Raw genomic sequence first — 15,133 nt, forward strand, 5'->3', positions numbered from 1 at the left:
CCGATGCGCGGCGGGATCAACTGGCGGTGACGTAGCGACGGACGCCGCTGTCCTGCACCGGGAGTTGGGCGGCGACGCTGCCCTGTGCGGGGAACACCACCAGGTGATCGGCGGCGATGCGGATGCCCACTTCCTGGCCCGGTGCGTGGTCGGCATGGCTCGGGAAGATGGCTTCCAGTTGGGTGCCGGTGGGCAGTTGCAGGCGATAGAGCGTGGCGGCGCCGAGGAAGGTCTTGCCGGTGACGGTGGCCTTGAGGCTGGCATCGCTGGCGGGGACGATGTCGTCCGGGCGCAGCAGTACGTCCACTGCGCTGCCTTCCGGCCAGGTGTAGGCGCGGTTGCCGCGGATGGTGCCCAGCTCCGTCTGCACGGTGTCGGGGCTCAACTGCTGGCCACGGATGAAGTAGCCCTGGCCGATGAAGCTGGCGACGAAGGGGGTCGCCGGCTCGTGGTAGAGGTTGTAGGGGGTGTCCCACTGCTCCAGGTGGCCTTTGTTGAACACGCCGACCTGGTCGCTGACGGCGAAGGCTTCCTCCTGGTCGTGGGTGACCAGGATGGCGCTGGTGCCACGGGCCTTTAGGATGTCGCGGACCTCGTGGCTGAGACGCCGGCGCAGTTCGCCATCGAGGTTGGAGAAGGGTTCGTCGAGCAGCAGCAGGGCCGGCTCCGGCGCCAGGGCGCGGGCCAGGGAGACGCGCTGCTGCTGGCCGCCGGACAGCTCGTTGGGGAAGCGCTTGGCCAGGGCCGAGAGGTTCACCAGCTCCAGCAGCTCGCCGACGATGCGCTCGCGCTGCGGGTGTTTGCGAATGCCGAAGCCGACGTTCTCCTCCACGGTGAGGTGGGGGAACAGGGCGTAGTCCTGGAACACCATACCGATGCGCCGCCGCTCGGGAGCGAGGGTGTAGCCGGCGCGGGAGATGACCTCGCCGGCGAGACTGATCTCGCCTTCCAGCACCGGCTCGAAGCCGGCGATGGCGCGCAGGGTGGTGGTCTTGCCGCAGCCCGAGGGGCCCAGCAGGCAACCGATGTCCCCGGCGTTGAGGTGGAGGTCGAGGTTCTGGACGACGCGCTGATCCTGGTAGCCGCAGCTCAGGTCACGCAGGTTGAGTAGCAGTTCGTGGCTCATGCTCTGGACGCGTGTTCGACGAGGAATTCCAGCAGCGCCTTCTGGGCGTGCAGGCGGTTTTCTGCCTGGTCCCAGGCCACTGAACGGGGATCGTCCAGCAGGTCCATGCTGATTTCCTCGCCCCGGTGTGCCGGCAGGCAGTGCATGAAGATAACCGCTTCATCGGCCAGGTCCAGCATTTCCTTGTTCACCTGGTAGGGCGCGAACAGGGCCAGGCGGCGCTCGGTTTCCTCTTCCTGGCCCATGGAGGTCCACACATCGGTGCTCACCAGGTGGGCGCCACGCACGGCTTCGCGCGGGTCGCGCATGACGCGCACGCGCTCGCCGGCCTGGGCCACCAGCGCCGCGTTGGGCTCGTAGCCCTCGGGGCAGGCGATGTTGAGGTGGAAGTCGAACTGGATCGCCGCCTCGATGTAGGAGTTGCACATGTTGTTGCCGTCGCCGATCCAGGCCACGGTCTTGCCCTGGATCGAGCCGCGGTGTTCCTGGAAGGTCTGCATGTCGGCCAGCAACTGGCAGGGGTGCAGGTCGTCCGACAGGCCATTGATCACCGGCACGCGGGAGTGGGCGGCGAACTCCACCAGCTTGCTGTGGGCGAAGGTGCGGATCATCACCGCATCGAGCATGCGCGACATGACGATGGCGCAGTCGCTTATCGGCTCGCCACGGCCCAGTTGGGTGTCACGCGGGGACAGGAAGATCGCCTGGCCGCCGAGCTGGATCATGCCGGCCTCGAAGGACAGCCGGGTACGGGTAGAGGCTTTCTCGAAGATCATCCCCAGCACGCGGCTCTTGAGCGGCTCGTAGAGCACCCCTCTATGGCGCAGGTCCTTCAGCTCGATGGCTCGACGGATCAGGCTGCTCAGCTCCTGGGGGGTGCAATCCATCAGGGAGAGAAAATGCCTTGCGCTCATTGCTGACTACCTTTTTTGTTGCCGCTGGCCGCAAGTCCGGGCCGGGTTTTTCGAGGAAAAGCAGGCGGGACCGGCGGGCTGGGCCGCTCGGGGGCGACGGAATGGGGAAGGCGCGATCTTATAAGGAAATTACGCATAGGCGCAAATTGCCCCCGCAGATGCTTCGTCGAAGCGGCGGGAATGAGCCTGACGGCAGCTTGGGAAGTCATGAACTGATGGGAAAAAAGCCAGGGCTGTAGGGTGTCGCCTCCCCGGATCGGACCCGGTCCGGGGCTCGGTCCATCAAAACGTGGAACAGGACCGAGGCACATTCCCAGACATGGAGTACCACATGAAAAAGTTCCTGATGCCCGCTGCCCTGATGGCGCTGATTGCTTCGGTAACCGGCTGCAGCAGCTACCACATCAGCCAGCCGTCTTCCGCCCTGGAAGCCGAAGTCCAGACCGACCTGAAAGCCGACGTTGCCGTCGGTGAGTCGATCAGCGGGCAGTCCGAAGTGAACATCCTGTTCAACTTCATCCAGTTCGGTGGCGACAGCCAGTTCGCTGACGGCGTCACCTACGGCGGCGCTTCCTCCGGCCTGCCGTTCGGTCCCGATCCGGTTGGCGCGGTCAAGTCCGCTGCTGCCTTCAAGGCCGTGAAAAACTCCGGCGCCGACCTGATCGTCGCCCCGCGCTACGAGCTGAACATCGACGACTACTTCGTGTTCAAGAAAGTCAGCGCCAAGGTCGTGGGCAACAAGGGCACCATCCGCTCCATCAAGTAAGCCCGCACCACCCGAATCGGCAGGCTTGATGCCTGCCGATTCACATCGCTTAAGCCGCTGGTCAAGCGGCAGCCCTGCTTCCATAGTTCAGCGATTGCGACCCGACCGGTCGTCTCGAACAAGAACATGAGGCAAGGCCATGACCAAGTCCGTTCACTACCGTGCGTGCCACCTGTGCGAGGCCATCTGCGGCCTGGCCATCGAAACCGAGGAGCGTGCGGACGGTTCGCGGCACATCCTCTCCATCAAGGGCGACCCGCAGGACAGCTTCAGCCGTGGGCATGTCTGCCCCAAGGCCGTGGCCCTGCAAGACATCCAGAACGACCCCGATCGCCTGCGCCAGCCCATGCGCCGTGCCGGCAGCGAGTGGCAGCCCATTGGCTGGGACGAGGCCTTTGCGCTGGTGGCCGAGCGACTGGCCGATATCCAGGCCCGCCACGGGCAGCAGGCGGTCGCCGTGTACCAGGGCAACCCCAGCGTGCACAACTATGGGCTGATGACCCACAGCAACTACTTCCTCGGCCTGCTGAAGACCCGCAGCCGCTTCTCCGCCACCTCGGTGGACCAGCTGCCCCACCACCTGGTGAGCCACCAGATGTACGGTCATGGGCTGCTGATCCCGATCCCGGACATCGACCACACCGATTTCATGCTGATCCTCGGCGGCAATCCGCTGGCCTCCAACGGCAGCATCATGACGGTGCCGGATGTGGAAAAGCGCTTGAAGGCGATCAAGGCCAGGGGCGGGCGTCTGGTGGTGGTGGACCCGCGGCGCAGCGAGACGGCTGCCATCGCTGACCAGCACCTGTTCGTGCGGCCGGGTCAGGACGCGGCCCTGCTGCTGGGCATGCTCAGCACCCTGTTCGAGGAAGGCCTCGGCCGGGGCAGCCACCTGCCGGTGGACGGTCTCGACGCCGTGCGCCAGGCCGTGGCGCCCTTCACCGCCGAGGCTATGGGGCCGCGTTGCGGCATCGAGCCGACGGTGATCCGCCAGTTGGCGCGCGACTTCGCCGCTGCCGAACGGGCGGTGTGCTACGGGCGCATGGGCGTGTCCACCCAGGCGTTCGGCAGCTTGTGCCAGTGGCTGATCCAGGTGATCAACCTGGTCACCGGCAACCTCGATCAGCCTGGCGGCGTGCTCTGCACCGAGCCGGCGGTGGACCTGGTGTCGACCACCTCCGGCGGGCACTTCGGCCGTTGGCACAGTCGGGTTGCGGGCCTGCCGGAGTACGGCGGCGAGCTGCCTGTTTCGGCGCTGGCCGAGGAGATGCTCACGCCGGGCGAAGGGCAGATCCGCGCCCTGGTCACGGTAGCCGGCAACCCGGTGCTCTCCACCCCCAACGGGCGGCGCCTGGAGCAGGCGCTGGACGGCCTGGAGTTCATGGTCAGCGTAGACCTCTACATCAACGAGACGACGCGCTACGCCGACCTGATCCTGCCGCCGACCGCGCCGCTTGAGCACGATCACTACGACACCACCTTCAATCTGTTCGCGGTGCGTAACGTCACCCGCTTCAACGAGTCGGTGCTGGCCAAGCCCGCCGGTGCGCTGGATGACTGGGAGATCTTCGTCGGGCTGGCCCGGGCCTTCGCGGCGCGCACCGGTGTGGAACTGAAGCCGACCCTGCCGCCGCGGCAGATGATCGACATGGGGCTGCGCTTCGGCCCCTATGGCGAGCGCTCCAGTTGGGGGCTTTCCGTCGAGCGCCTGGCGGAGCACCCCCACGGGCTGGACCTGGGGCCGCTCAAGCCGAACCTGGCCGGCCGCCTCAAGACCGAGGCGCGCTGTGTGTTGGCGGCCCCGGCGCTGTTCATGCGGGACCTGGCCCGGTTCGCCGAGCACCCCGCTCCGGTGGCCGGTGAGCTGGTGCTGATCGGCCGGCGGCATGTCCGCAGCAACAACTCCTGGATGCACAACTACCGCCGCCTGGTGAAGGGCAAGCCGCGCCACCAGTTGCTCATGCACCCGGACGACCTCGCCCGGCGCGGTCTGGCCGATGGCCAGCGGGTGAGGGTGCGTTCGCGGGTCGGCAGCATCGAGGTGGAGGTGGCCGCGAGCCTGGAAATGATGCCCGGCGTGGTGAGCCTGCCCCATGGCTGGGGCCATGGGCGGCCCGGGGTGATGATGGCGATCGCCGCCGAGTTGCCAGGGGCCAGTGCCAATGACCTGACCGACGAGCGGTTTCTCGATGCGGTGTCCGGTAATGCTGCGCTGAATGGTGTTCCGGTGGAGGTGGTGGCCGCCTGAAAAGTGGCGGTGCAAGTCCGAGCGACATGCTCGGACTTCCGTTACAATGCCGCCATCGCGCCGACCCTGTAGTCGGATAGTTCAGCCGAGGTAGCCATGGATATCATCGAAACCATCAAAGAGCAGATCGCCAACAACACCGTCCTGCTGTACATGAAAGGCTCTCCCAATGCTCCCCAGTGCGGTTTCTCCGCCCGTGCTGCCCAGGTCCTGATGGGCTGCGGCGAGAAGTTCGCCTACGTCGACATCCTGCAGAACCCGGAAATCCGCGCCAACCTGCCCAAGTACGCCAACTGGCCGACTTTCCCGCAGCTGTGGGTGGCCGGTGAACTGGTCGGCGGCAGCGACATCCTCGTCGAGATGTACGAGAAGGGCGAGCTGCAGCAACTGATCAAGGATGCGGTGAGCAAGGCCGGCGCCTGAGTCTCCCGCTGAAATGAAAAAGCCCCGCATCGCGGGGCTTTTTCATGGGCGGGTGTTTTACTCGTCCATCTGCGACTGCAGGTAGTTCTCCAGGCCGACCTTCTCGATCAGGCCCAGCTGGGTTTCCAGCCAGTCGATGTGCTCTTCCTCGGACTCGAGGATGTCTTCGAGCAGTTCGCGGCTGCCGTAGTCACCGACGCTTTCGCAGTAGGCGATGGCGGCCTTCAGATCGGGCAGGGCGTTGTGCTCCAGCTTCAGGTCGCTGCTGAGCATTTCCTTGGTGTTCTCGCCGATCATCAGCTTGCCCAGGTCCTGCAGGTTCGGGATGCCTTCCAGGAAAAGGATGCGCTTGATGAGCTTGTCGGCATGCTTCATCTCGTCGATGGACTCGTGGTACTCGTGCTCGCCGAGCTTCTTCAGGCCCCAGTCCTCGTACATCCGGGCGTGCAGGAAGTACTGGTTGATGGCCACCAGTTCGTTGCCGAGGATCTTGTTGAGATGCTGGATGACTTTCTTGTCGCCTTTCATGAGGAGGTCCTGCCACACAAGGGGTTGAGTGACGGAATTTTAACCAGTTTCGCCTGGGTGTCAACGTAAGTACTTGATATATAAGATAATTTGAATCTGAATACGAACGCTTCAAGTCCGCGTCTTGGCGCTAACTGCTTGATTTTCGGGCATAAAAAAACCGGACTCGAGGTCCGGTTCTTCATAAGGGGGTGCTCAGGCTGGTACGAAAGTGGCCGGGTAGGCGAGGGCGGCCTGGCTGGACTGCATCTCGGTGAGGGTCTCGCGTACCACCTGCTTGGCCAGGCAGGCACATTTGCCGCACTGGGTGCCGACGCCGAGCGTCTCGCGGATTTCACGGTAGCTGCAGCAACCTTCGTAGATCGCTTCGCGGATGTGACCGTCGGTGACACCTTGGCAGAGGCAGACGTACATGGGGACCGGCACCTGTGGTTGGATTCGATGGATGGCGATACTAATTAGAATGAGAATGATTGTCAAAGTCCGTCCGTCTGCTCCGTGTGTAGGTCATTTCACGCGGGGTTTGTCGAATCCGGCGGCGATGTGCTGCGGCTGTTTCGGGGGTGAAGCTGCAGCGGCTTCATGAACAAGGCGACGTAAGAGGGCCGGAATGAAAGAACCCGGCCGGGGCCGGGTTCGTCTGCAGCGGGAGGGGTCAGTCCGTATGCCAGGTGATCTCGCTGACGCCGTCGGTGTTGACCTTTAGCCAGCGGTCGGCGTCTTCCTCGCCCTGGGCTTCGTTCCAACCGCCGGGGGCACAGCGGATCTCCACGCCCAGCGCCTGGTGGGCCGCCTGGGCGCAGGCCAGATCGCTGTCCCAGGGGGTGGCGTCGCTTTCCAGCAGAAGGCTGTGCCACTTGCCAACGGCCTTGGGCAGCCAGGTCACCGGGATGTCGCCCGCGCGGCATTTGAAGGTCTGGCCACGCGCCTGCCAGTTGCTGCAGGGACCGATGGCTTCGCTCAGCCAGGCGGTGACGGCGTCCTGTTCGGCGTCCTTCAGGTAGATCTCGATATCGGGTTGGCGCATGGGAAGGTCCTGGCGGGGCCCCGGCCGGTGCGCGGGGCGGTCACTCGTGAGGCTGCAAGTTTAAGGGGGAGTGGGCGCTATTTCGAGCCCGCCGGGGCTAGGCCTTGACGATCCAGTCGTAGCGGATGGACACCGTCACGTCGAACGGTTCGGCGATTACCGCAGCGCGGCGCTCGGCGCTGGCACGCCAGCCGTGGGGCGTCATCGCCAGTAGGTCTGCACGGGCCTCGGCGCTGTCCAGGTGCAGGGTGTACTCCAGGGTTTCGCTGTGGGCCAGGGCCATGCCGGTGGGAATCAATGCCAGGTGCTTCTGGTCGTCGTAGTCGCGCACCTCGTCATAGATGCGCTCGCGCAGCTGCATCAGATGGCCGCGGGTCGGGCCCATGCGCAGCAGGCCCCCGCCCGGGGCCAGCAAGCGCTGCGCTTCCTGCCAGTCCAGCGGGCTGAAGACGCTGGCCAGCAACTGGCAGCTGGCATCGGCCAGTGGCACGCGGGCCATGCTCGCCACCAGCCAGGTGAGGTTGGGTGTACGGCGGCAGGCACGCTTGACCGCCTCGCGGGAAATGTCCAGCGCATAGCCGTCGGCTTCCGGCAGGGCTGCGGCGAGCTGGGCGGTGTAATAGCCCTCGCCACAGCCGATGTCGAGCCAGCGGCCTGGCTGGCGCGCGGCTGCCAGTTCCGCCAGGCGGCATGCCAGGGGGGCGTAGTGGCCGCCATCGAGGAAGCGCCGACGGGCTTCCACCATGGCGGCGTTGTCGCCCGGGTCGCGGCTCTTCTTGTGCTGCACCGGCAGCAGGTTCAGGTAGCCCTGGCGGGCGCGGTCGAAGCGGTGGCCGGCGGGGCACACGACACCGTTGTCGAGCGCCGTCAGGGCGCCCTGGCAGAGGGGGCAGGTGAGCATGATCAGGCCAGCAGGCGGACGAGGGTCTGTTGGTAGATGTCGGTCAGCAGGTCCAGGTCGCTGGCGAGGACGCGCTCGTTGATCTGGTGGATGGTGGCGTTGACCGGACCCAGCTCGACCACCTGGGTGCCCATGGTGGCGATGAAGCGACCATCGGAGGTGCCGCCGCTGGTGGAGGGTGTGGTCTCGCGGCCGGTCACCGCCTTGATGCTGGCGGCGACCGCGTCCAGCAGTTCGCCGGGTTCGGTGAGGAACGGCAGGCCGGACAGGGCCCACTCCACGTGGTAGTCCAGGCCGTGCTTGTCGAGGATGGCGTTGACCCGCTGCTGCAGGCCTTCGACGGTGGATTCGGTGGAGAAGCGGAAGTTGAACACCGCCTTCAGCTCGCCGGGGATGACGTTGGTCGCGCCGGTGCCCGCGTTGAGGTTGGAGACCTGGAAGCTGGTGGGCGGGAAGAAGGCGTTGCCGTCGTCCCAATGCTCCGCCGCCAGTTCGGCCAGCGCCGGGGCGGCCAGGTGGATCGGGTTCTTCGCCAGGTGCGGGTAGGCCACGTGGCCCTGCACGCCGCGTACGGTGAGGGTGGCGCCAAGGGAGCCACGACGGCCGTTCTTCACCACGTCGCCCACCAGGGTGGTGCTGGAGGGCTCGCCGACGATGCACCAGTCCAGGCGCTCGCCACGGGCGGCCAGGCGTTCCACCACGGCCTTGGTGCCATGGTGCGCCGGGCCTTCCTCGTCGCTGGTGATGAGGAAGGCGATGGCGCCCTTGTGCTCCGGGTGCTCGGCAACGAAGCGCTCCACCGCCACCACCATGGCGGCCAGGCTGCCCTTCATGTCGGCGGCGCCACGGCCGCAGAGCATGCCGTGCTCGTCCACCAGGGCCTCGAACGGCTGGTGTTGCCAGGCCTGCACCGGGCCGGTGGGCACTACATCGGTGTGGCCGGCGAAGCACAGCACCGGGCCTTCGCTGCCGCGGATCGCCCAGAAATTCTCCACCTCTTCGATGCGCATGCGTTCGATGCGGAAGCCGGCGGCTTCCAGGCGGCGCATCATCAGCTCCTGGCAGCCTTCGTCGACCGGGGTGACCGACGGGCGGCGGATCAGGTCGCAGGCGAGTTCCAGGGTGGGGGAGAGGGCGGTCATGCAAGGGCTCCGGGGCGGCAAGGCGGAAAAGGGCGACATCTTAAAACATAAACGGCGGCCATTGGCCGCCGTTTAGGACGCTCGCGGAGGTCAGGCCGCGGCGGGTTGGGGCTGCTCGGCCACCACCGGTTTCGGTGCCGAGGACAGCAGTGCCATGACCAGCGCGGCGGCGTAGGGCAGCGACTGCACCAGCAGGGTGGCGACCCAGAACTTCACGTCGGAGCTGGGCAGGCCCTGCACGATGGCGATGCCGATGGCGGCACCCCACAGCAGCAGCATGATGAACACTTCCTCGCGGGCTTCGGCCAGGGCCATCAGCAGGCCGTGGTTGGTGCGCATCTTTGGCGTGCGGAAAAACGGGATGGTCTTGGTGAAGAACCCGTACAGCACCGCCTTGGCGATGGTGTGCGACAGCGCCAGGCCGGCGATGGCGGCACAGAAGGCATCCTTCAGGTTGACCCCCACCGCGCGCTGGTAGAGGAACACGATCTTGCCGAGCTTGAAGAAGAACAGCGTCAGTGGCGGGATGGCGAAGATCAGCAACGGCGGGTCGACCCGTTGCGGCACGATGATCATCGCGGCCGACCAGAGCAGGGCACCGACGGTGAAGAAGATGTTCAGGCCATCTGCGATCCACGGCAGCCAGCCGGCGATGAAGTGGTAGCGCTGGCCGCGCTTGAGCTCGGAGTCCTTGCCCATGAACAGGCTGCGGGCGTGGCCCTTCATGATCTGGATGGCGCCGTAGGCCCAGCGGAAACGCTGCTTCTTGTAGTCGATGAAGGTGTCGGGCATCAGGCCCTTGCCGAAGCTGTCGTGGGCGTAGGCGGCGGCGTAGCCCTTCTCGAACACGCGCAGACCCAGTTCGGCGTCCTCGCAGATGGTCCAGTCGGCCCACTGCAGCTCGTCCATCACGCTGCGGCGGATCATGGTCATTGTGCCGTGCTGGATGATCGCGTTGCGGTCGTTGCGGGTCACCATGCCGATGTGGAAGAAACCCTTGTACTCGGCGTAGCAGAGCTTCTTGAAGGTGTTCTCGTTGCCGTCGCGGTAGTCCTGCGGGGACTGCACCACGGCGATGGACGGGTCGGCGAAGTGCGGGACCATGTGCTTCAGCCAGTTGCGGTTGACGCAGTAGTCCGAGTCGATCACCGCGACCACCTCGGCGTCCGGGGCCGTGTGCGGCAGGATGTAGTTCAGCGCGCCACCCTTGAAGCCGGCGAGCGGCGCCACGTGGAAGAAGCGGAAGCGCGGGCCGAGCTGTTCGCAATAGGCCTGCACCGGCTCCCACACGGCCGGGTCCTTGGTGTTGTTGTCGATGATCAGGACTTCGAAGTCCGGATAGTCGAGGTTGGCCAGGGCGTCGAGGGTCTGCTTCACCATCTCCGGCGGCTCGTTGTAGCACGGCACGTGGATGGAGACCTTGGGACGGTAGGCGCTGTCGGCCAGCACCGGCATGAACGGCCGGCGACGGGCGCGTACCCACACGGCCTCGGCCAGCTCATGGGCCTCGGTGAGCAACACGATGAACACGCCCAGGGCGCCGATGCCCAGCAGCACGCCGACGGTCATGCTGAACCAGGTGCTGTACTGCTGGCTGTAGTCGTAGGCGATCCACACCAGGGCGGAACCGCCGGCGAAGGCGACGAAGGTGAGGAAGGTGCGACCGCGCTGGCGCAGGGCACTGCCGTCGATCAGGGTCAGGGCCAGGGCCAGCAGGGCCATGACCACCGAGGCGACGGCGAGCATGCGCCATTGCGGGATGGCGATGACCGGGCCTTCGAAGTTGAACTTGGGTTGTCGCTCGAGGTTGTAGACGCCCCAGTAAGCGCCCACGGAGCCTTCGTCACTGGCCTTCCACGGCTGGTCGAAGGCCTCGATCACGAAGTAGTTGTAGCCCTGTGCGTTGAGGGCGTTGACCAGGGTGCGCAGGTAGATGGCCTGGTCGGCCTGGGTAGCGTCGGCGCCGCCACGCATGCGGCCGTTGCTCGGCCAGCCCACTTCGGACAGCAGCAGCGGCTTCTTCGGGAAGGTCTTCTTCAGGTCCTTGGCGCGCTCCAGCACGAACTGGGTGGAGTCCCGCATGGGGATGAACTCCCAGTAGGGCAGTACGTGGGCGGCGATCAGGTCGACGTGCTTGGCCAGTTCCGGGTACTTCAGCCAGATGTGCCATTGCTCGGAGGTGGTCACCGGCACTTTCACGGCGGCGCGTACGCGGTCGAGGTAGACGGAGAGGTCCTTGCGGCTGATCTCGCGGCGGAACAACGCTTCGTTCCCCACCACCACGCGAACCACGCTGCGGGAGGTGTTGGCGATTTCGATGGCCTTGGTGATTTCGCGCTCGTTGCGCTCTTCATCGGGGCTGATCCACACGCCGAGGGTCACCCGCAGGCCGAACTCTTCGGCGATGCGCGGGATGTCGGCCAGGCTGCCGTCCACCGAGTAGGTACGGATGTTGTCGGTCTGCTTGCTCAGCAGCTCCAGGTCCTCGCGGATCTGTTCGTCAGTGGGGTACTGGTTCTGCTGGGGATTCTGATCCACCCGGAACGGCGAATAGGAGTAGCCGGAGATCTGCTCGGGCCAGTCGGGTGCGCTGACCGGACGGTTGTACAGCGCCCAGAGTCCGGTGAACAACGCGGCGACCGCCACGAAGACCACCAGGTTGAGACCAAATTTACGCGATGACATAGGAGTTTCGGGTTCCGAAGCGTGGAACGGGGGTGATAGGGCCAGCGAACGCTGGTCGGCGCGCATGCTACTCCGGCGTCCGGCGACTGTATAGATTGTGTACGAACGTTAGACACACCGCCCTTTCGCTGCACAAACCCTTTGTCCTCCGGCGGCTGCGGAAGTTTCGCAACGATGCGCATGGAGCCGCTGGGAAGGGGGTCAGAGCGCCTTCAGCAGGATGCGCTCGCTGGCTGCCAGGTCCAGGTTGCGACGCTCGCCAAGGGTGGTCATGCCATGGCGTTCCAGTTGGGCCAGGACACGGGGAACGGCATCGGCATCAAGGCCATGGTCGGCCAGGTGGGTGGGCACGCCCATGCGCTCGAAGAAGCCACGGGTGGCGTGGATGGCGCCGTCGATGCGCGCAGCCTCGTCGCCGGTCAGTCCCCAGACCCGCTCGGCGTGCTGCAGCAGCTTCTCGCGGTAGAAGGTGAAGTTGCGCATCGGGCTCCCCCTGTCGATGTGCAGGGACTATAGCGTCGGCCTACCCCGGCTGAATCTATGGGCTGCCATTCAGCCGGGATGGGCTTGGGGCGGAGCAGGGCCCTTCCTATAATGCGCGCCGCCCGCCGGTGGGCGACGGAGTGACGAGATGACAGACGAACGATTTGGCGGTATCGCCCGCCTCTACGGCCAGGAAGGCTTCGCGCGCCTGCAGGCCGCCCATGTGGCCGTGGTCGGCATCGGCGGCGTCGGCTCCTGGGCGGCCGAGGCGCTGGCACGATCCGGCGTCGGGGAGATTTCCCTGTTCGACCTGGACGACGTCTGCATCACCAACACCAACCGCCAGGTACATGCCATCGCCGGCAGTGTCGGCAAGGCCAAGGTGGAGGTGATGGCCGAGCGCATCCGCGCCATCAACCCGGCCTGTGTGGTCCACGCGGTGGCCGACTTCGTCACCCGCGAGACCATGGCCGAGTACATCACTGTGGAGCTGGACGCGGTGATCGACTGCATCGACAGCGTGGCGGCCAAGGCGGCGCTGATCGCCTGGTGCAAGCGGCGCAAGATCCAGATCGTCACCACCGGTGGCGCCGGTGGCCAGGTGGACCCGACGCAGATCCAGGTCACCGACCTGAACAAGACCTTCAACGACCCGCTGGCGGCCAAGGTGCGCTCCATGCTGCGCCGCGACTACAACTTCTCCCGCACACCGGGGCGTACCTACAGCGTGCCCTGCGTGTTCTCCACCGAGCAGCTGCGCTACCCCAAGCCCGATGGCTCGGTGTGCCAGCAGAAGAGCTTCGTCGGGGAAGGTGTGAGGCTGGACTGCGCCGGCGGGTTCGGCGCGGTGATGATGGTCACCGCCAGCTTCGGCATGGCTGCGGCGGCGAAGACGGTGGACAAGCTGGTGGCCGGTGCGCGGCGGCCGTCGGAGCGGGCTGCGGGCTAGCACGTTTGCACCGGGAGCTGTTTCGCGAATGAATTCGCTTCTCCCACTGGGTGGTAGCACGCGGTTCAGGGGCATTCCCCATAGGGTGGGCCGGGCGGCGTTCCGCTTCAGCCCATCATCGGAGTCACCCGCAGCCCCATGGGCGAGCCTGACGTAGCCCGGACTTCAGTCCGGGACGTGCCACGCTGCTCCCGGGTTGAAGCCCGGGCTACCGGGCCGGAGGCTGCGCGAGCAGAGCTGGCTCCTACAGGCGCGAGCGGATTCATTAACCCACCCTTCACAGTGCGGCCTTACGCATCCTGTCGAGCACAGCGTTGAGGCCGTTGGTGCGGGACGGTGAGAGCTGGCGGGAGAGGCCGAGTTGGGCGAACCAGTCGCTGAGGTCCAGCGTGGCCAGCTCCTCCGGCGCCAGTCCGTCGACCCGCGCCAGCAGCACGGCCAGCAGGCCACGGATCAGCCGCGCATCGCTGGTGGCGCGGAAGTGGCGGCGCCCTTCCTTTATCTCCTCCACCAGCCAGACCTGGCTTTCGCAGCCGTGCACGCGGTTGGCTTCGCTGCGTTCGGTGTCGCTCAGGGGCTCCAGGCGCTCACCCCATTGCATCAGCAGGCGCGCGCGCTGTTCCCAGCTGCCGGCGGCGCTGAAGGCAGCCAGGGCTTCGGTGGCTTGGGGGGGAAGGTTCATCGCAGCAGCTCCAGGGCATTGTCCAGGGCTGAGAGGAAGCGCTCCAGGTCAGCGCCGTCGTTATAGAGCCCGAGGGACACGCGGATCGCGCCGCTGAGTCCGAGCCCCTGGTACAGCGGCATGGCGCAGTGGTGCCCGGCACGCACGGCGATGCCCTGCTCGGTGAGCAGGTGGGCGAGGTCGGCGTTGTGCACGCCGTCGACGCAGAAGCAGGCCAGCGCCACCTGGGGCTCACCCACCAGGCGCACGCCGTCGCGGGCGGCGAGGCCGGCCATCAGCTTGGCGTGGAGCACCGTCTCGTGGGCGCTGACCGCTGCAGCGTCGAGGCTGGCGAGGTAGTCCAGTGCAGCGCCGAGGCCGATCACCGAGGCGATGGCCGGGGTGCCGGCCTCGAAGCCCAGCGGGGCATCGTGGAAGTCGGCGTCGTGGTAGCCCGCACGGCGCACCATCTCGCCACCGAACTGCCAATGGGTCAGGCGGGCCAGGGCTTCGGTGCGGCCGTAGAGCACGCCGATGCCTTCCGGGCCGTAGAGCTTGTGCCCGGAGAACACGTAGAAGTCACAGCCCAGCGCTTGTACGTCATGGCGCCCATGGACTATTCCCTGGGCGCCATCCACCACGCTCAGGGCGCCCTGTGCACGGGCCAGGGCCAGCAGTTCGCCGAGGGGTTGCCAGCGACCGAGCACGTTGGACAACTGGCTGACGGCCAGCAGGCGGGTGCGCGAGTCGATCAACTGGCGGGCCTGGTCGAGGTCGATGTCACCCCGTGCATCCAGCGGCAGCACCACCAGTTCGAGCTGGCGTCGGCGGGCCAGTTGCTGCCAGGGAAGCAGGTTGGCGTGGTGCTCCAGGGCGCTGATGACGATGCGTTCGCCCGGCCGGAACTGCTGCTCCAGCCCGTAGGCCAGGAGGTTGAGCGCTTCGGTGGTGCCCCGGGTGAAGACGATCTGTGCAGGGTGCTTGGCATTAAGCCACTGGGCAACGCGGGTGCGGCTGCCTTCGAAGGCGCGGGTGGCGCGCTCGCCCGGCAGGTGCTGGGCCCGGTGCACGTTGGCGGCACCGCTGGCGTAGTAGCCGAGCAGCGCATCCAGCACCGCCTGGGGCTTCTGCGAGGTGGCGGCGCTGTCCAGGTAGGTCTGGCCCTCGGCGTCGAGGGCCGAGAGGGCGGGGAAGTCGGAGCGCCAGGGAGATGGGAGCATGACGATGGGCCTGAAGCCGGACGGCGGGAAGTGAAAAGCCGGTGCCGGAGGCTGTGGAGC

The 15,133-nt window shown here is 66.3% G+C and carries 15 protein-coding genes; 4 read left to right on the forward strand and 11 right to left on the reverse strand.

Features of this window, described 5'->3' with window-relative positions; translation table 11 throughout:
- Positions 1-16: 16 nt before the first annotated feature.
- Together A7D27_RS05755 and argF are read right to left on the reverse strand one after the other, a co-directional pair.
- Positions 17-1,126: an ABC transporter ATP-binding protein gene (locus A7D27_RS05755; protein ID WP_069564348.1), complete on the reverse strand. Its 1,110-nt coding sequence runs from the start codon at positions 1,124-1,126 to the stop codon at positions 17-19.
- Positions 1,123-2,040, reverse strand: coding sequence for an ornithine carbamoyltransferase (gene argF, locus A7D27_RS05760; RefSeq protein WP_069564349.1), 918 nt, complete (start codon positions 2,038-2,040; stop codon positions 1,123-1,125). The genes A7D27_RS05755 and argF overlap by 4 nt, the downstream gene beginning before the upstream one ends.
- 331 nt (positions 2,041-2,371) lie before the next feature.
- Here argF and A7D27_RS05765 point away from each other — a divergent pair, with 331 nt between their 5' ends.
- The 3 genes from A7D27_RS05765 to grxD all read left to right on the forward strand — a co-directional run bounded on the left by A7D27_RS05765 (position 2,372) and on the right by grxD (position 5,477).
- Entirely contained in the window at positions 2,372-2,806 is a 435-nt protein-coding gene (locus tag A7D27_RS05765) for a lipoprotein (RefSeq protein WP_044414427.1), read from the forward strand.
- Between the two features lie 139 nt (positions 2,807-2,945).
- Entirely contained in the window at positions 2,946-5,054 is a 2,109-nt protein-coding gene (locus A7D27_RS05770) for a molybdopterin oxidoreductase family protein (protein WP_069564350.1), read from the forward strand.
- A gap of 96 nt (positions 5,055-5,150) precedes the next feature.
- Positions 5,151-5,477 (forward strand): Grx4 family monothiol glutaredoxin, encoded by a 327-nt coding sequence (gene grxD / locus A7D27_RS05775; RefSeq protein WP_044414422.1) that lies wholly within the window; start codon positions 5,151-5,153, stop codon positions 5,475-5,477.
- A gap of 57 nt (positions 5,478-5,534) precedes the next feature.
- Here grxD and bfr read toward each other — a convergent pair whose 3' ends face one another.
- From bfr to A7D27_RS05810, 7 genes are all read right to left on the reverse strand, one after another.
- Positions 5,535-6,005, reverse strand: a complete 471-nt coding sequence (gene bfr / locus A7D27_RS05780) for a bacterioferritin (RefSeq protein ID WP_044414420.1) — start codon at positions 6,003-6,005, stop codon at positions 5,535-5,537.
- Positions 6,006-6,200: 195 nt separating this feature from the next.
- On the reverse strand, positions 6,201-6,419 hold the full coding sequence (locus A7D27_RS05785; RefSeq protein WP_069562124.1) for a bacterioferritin-associated ferredoxin: 219 nt from the start codon (positions 6,417-6,419) through the stop codon (positions 6,201-6,203).
- Positions 6,420-6,660: 241 nt separating this feature from the next.
- Complete coding sequence (locus A7D27_RS05790) at positions 6,661-7,032, reverse strand: hypothetical protein (RefSeq protein ID WP_069564351.1); 372 nt, start codon at positions 7,030-7,032, stop codon at positions 6,661-6,663.
- A gap of 97 nt (positions 7,033-7,129) precedes the next feature.
- Positions 7,130-7,933 carry a putative RNA methyltransferase gene (locus A7D27_RS05795; protein ID WP_069564352.1) on the reverse strand — a complete coding sequence of 268 codons (804 nt, stop codon included), beginning with the start codon at positions 7,931-7,933 and terminating at the stop codon, positions 7,130-7,132.
- 2 nt (positions 7,934-7,935) lie between these two features.
- Complete coding sequence (gene dapE / locus A7D27_RS05800) at positions 7,936-9,075, reverse strand: succinyl-diaminopimelate desuccinylase (RefSeq protein ID WP_069562127.1); 1,140 nt, start codon at positions 9,073-9,075, stop codon at positions 7,936-7,938.
- Between the two features lie 90 nt (positions 9,076-9,165).
- A complete protein-coding gene (locus A7D27_RS05805) occupies positions 9,166-11,760 on the reverse strand; it encodes a glycosyltransferase (RefSeq protein WP_069562128.1) in 2,595 nt (864 codons plus the stop codon).
- 201 nt (positions 11,761-11,961) lie between these two features.
- Positions 11,962-12,243, reverse strand: coding sequence for an iron-containing alcohol dehydrogenase (locus tag A7D27_RS05810; RefSeq protein WP_069564353.1), 282 nt, complete (start codon positions 12,241-12,243; stop codon positions 11,962-11,964).
- A 148-nt stretch (positions 12,244-12,391) separates the two neighbouring features.
- On the opposite strand from A7D27_RS05810, the gene tcdA reads away from it, so the two are divergent.
- Complete coding sequence (gene tcdA / locus A7D27_RS05815; RefSeq protein ID WP_069564354.1) at positions 12,392-13,192, forward strand: tRNA cyclic N6-threonylcarbamoyladenosine(37) synthase TcdA; 801 nt, start codon at positions 12,392-12,394, stop codon at positions 13,190-13,192.
- Positions 13,193-13,469: 277 nt separating this feature from the next.
- Here the strand turns inward: tcdA and A7D27_RS05820 are convergent, their stop codons facing one another.
- Complete coding sequence (locus tag A7D27_RS05820) at positions 13,470-13,874, reverse strand: SufE family protein (RefSeq protein ID WP_069564355.1); 405 nt, start codon at positions 13,872-13,874, stop codon at positions 13,470-13,472.
- The gene (locus tag A7D27_RS05825; protein ID WP_069564356.1) at positions 13,871-15,073 is read right to left on the reverse strand and encodes an aminotransferase class V-fold PLP-dependent enzyme; all 1,203 of its coding nucleotides are present in this window, start codon (positions 15,071-15,073) and stop codon (positions 13,871-13,873) included. Before A7D27_RS05825 ends, A7D27_RS05820 begins: the two co-directional genes overlap by 4 nt.
- Between the last annotated feature and the right edge of the window lie 60 nt (positions 15,074-15,133).

It is taken from the genome of Pseudomonas sp. 1D4, from assembly GCF_001728925.1.
Classification (GTDB): domain Bacteria; phylum Pseudomonadota; class Gammaproteobacteria; order Pseudomonadales; family Pseudomonadaceae; genus Metapseudomonas; species Metapseudomonas otitidis.

Coding starts and splice junctions, on each gene's coding strand:
- A7D27_RS05755 (WP_069564348.1), bottom strand. CDS start 1,126: ATGAGCCACGAACTGCTACTCAACCTGCGTGACCTGAGCTGCGGCTAC.
- argF (WP_069564349.1), bottom strand. CDS start 2,040: ATGAGCGCAAGGCATTTTCTCTCCCTGATGGATTGCACCCCCCAGGAG.
- A7D27_RS05765 (WP_044414427.1), top strand. CDS start 2,372: ATGAAAAAGTTCCTGATGCCCGCTGCCCTGATGGCGCTGATTGCTTCG.
- A7D27_RS05770 (WP_069564350.1), top strand. CDS start 2,946: ATGACCAAGTCCGTTCACTACCGTGCGTGCCACCTGTGCGAGGCCATC.
- grxD (WP_044414422.1), top strand. CDS start 5,151: ATGGATATCATCGAAACCATCAAAGAGCAGATCGCCAACAACACCGTC.
- bfr (WP_044414420.1), bottom strand. CDS start 6,005: ATGAAAGGCGACAAGAAAGTCATCCAGCATCTCAACAAGATCCTCGGC.
- A7D27_RS05785 (WP_069562124.1), bottom strand. CDS start 6,419: ATGTACGTCTGCCTCTGCCAAGGTGTCACCGACGGTCACATCCGCGAA.
- A7D27_RS05790 (WP_069564351.1), bottom strand. CDS start 7,032: ATGCGCCAACCCGATATCGAGATCTACCTGAAGGACGCCGAACAGGAC.
- A7D27_RS05795 (WP_069564352.1), bottom strand. CDS start 7,933: ATGCTCACCTGCCCCCTCTGCCAGGGCGCCCTGACGGCGCTCGACAAC.
- dapE (WP_069562127.1), bottom strand. CDS start 9,075: ATGACCGCCCTCTCCCCCACCCTGGAACTCGCCTGCGACCTGATCCGC.
- A7D27_RS05805 (WP_069562128.1), bottom strand. CDS start 11,760: ATGTCATCGCGTAAATTTGGTCTCAACCTGGTGGTCTTCGTGGCGGTC.
- A7D27_RS05810 (WP_069564353.1), bottom strand. CDS start 12,243: ATGCGCAACTTCACCTTCTACCGCGAGAAGCTGCTGCAGCACGCCGAG.
- tcdA (WP_069564354.1), top strand. CDS start 12,392: ATGACAGACGAACGATTTGGCGGTATCGCCCGCCTCTACGGCCAGGAA.
- A7D27_RS05820 (WP_069564355.1), bottom strand. CDS start 13,874: ATGAACCTTCCCCCCCAAGCCACCGAAGCCCTGGCTGCCTTCAGCGCC.
- A7D27_RS05825 (WP_069564356.1), bottom strand. CDS start 15,073: ATGCTCCCATCTCCCTGGCGCTCCGACTTCCCCGCCCTCTCGGCCCTC.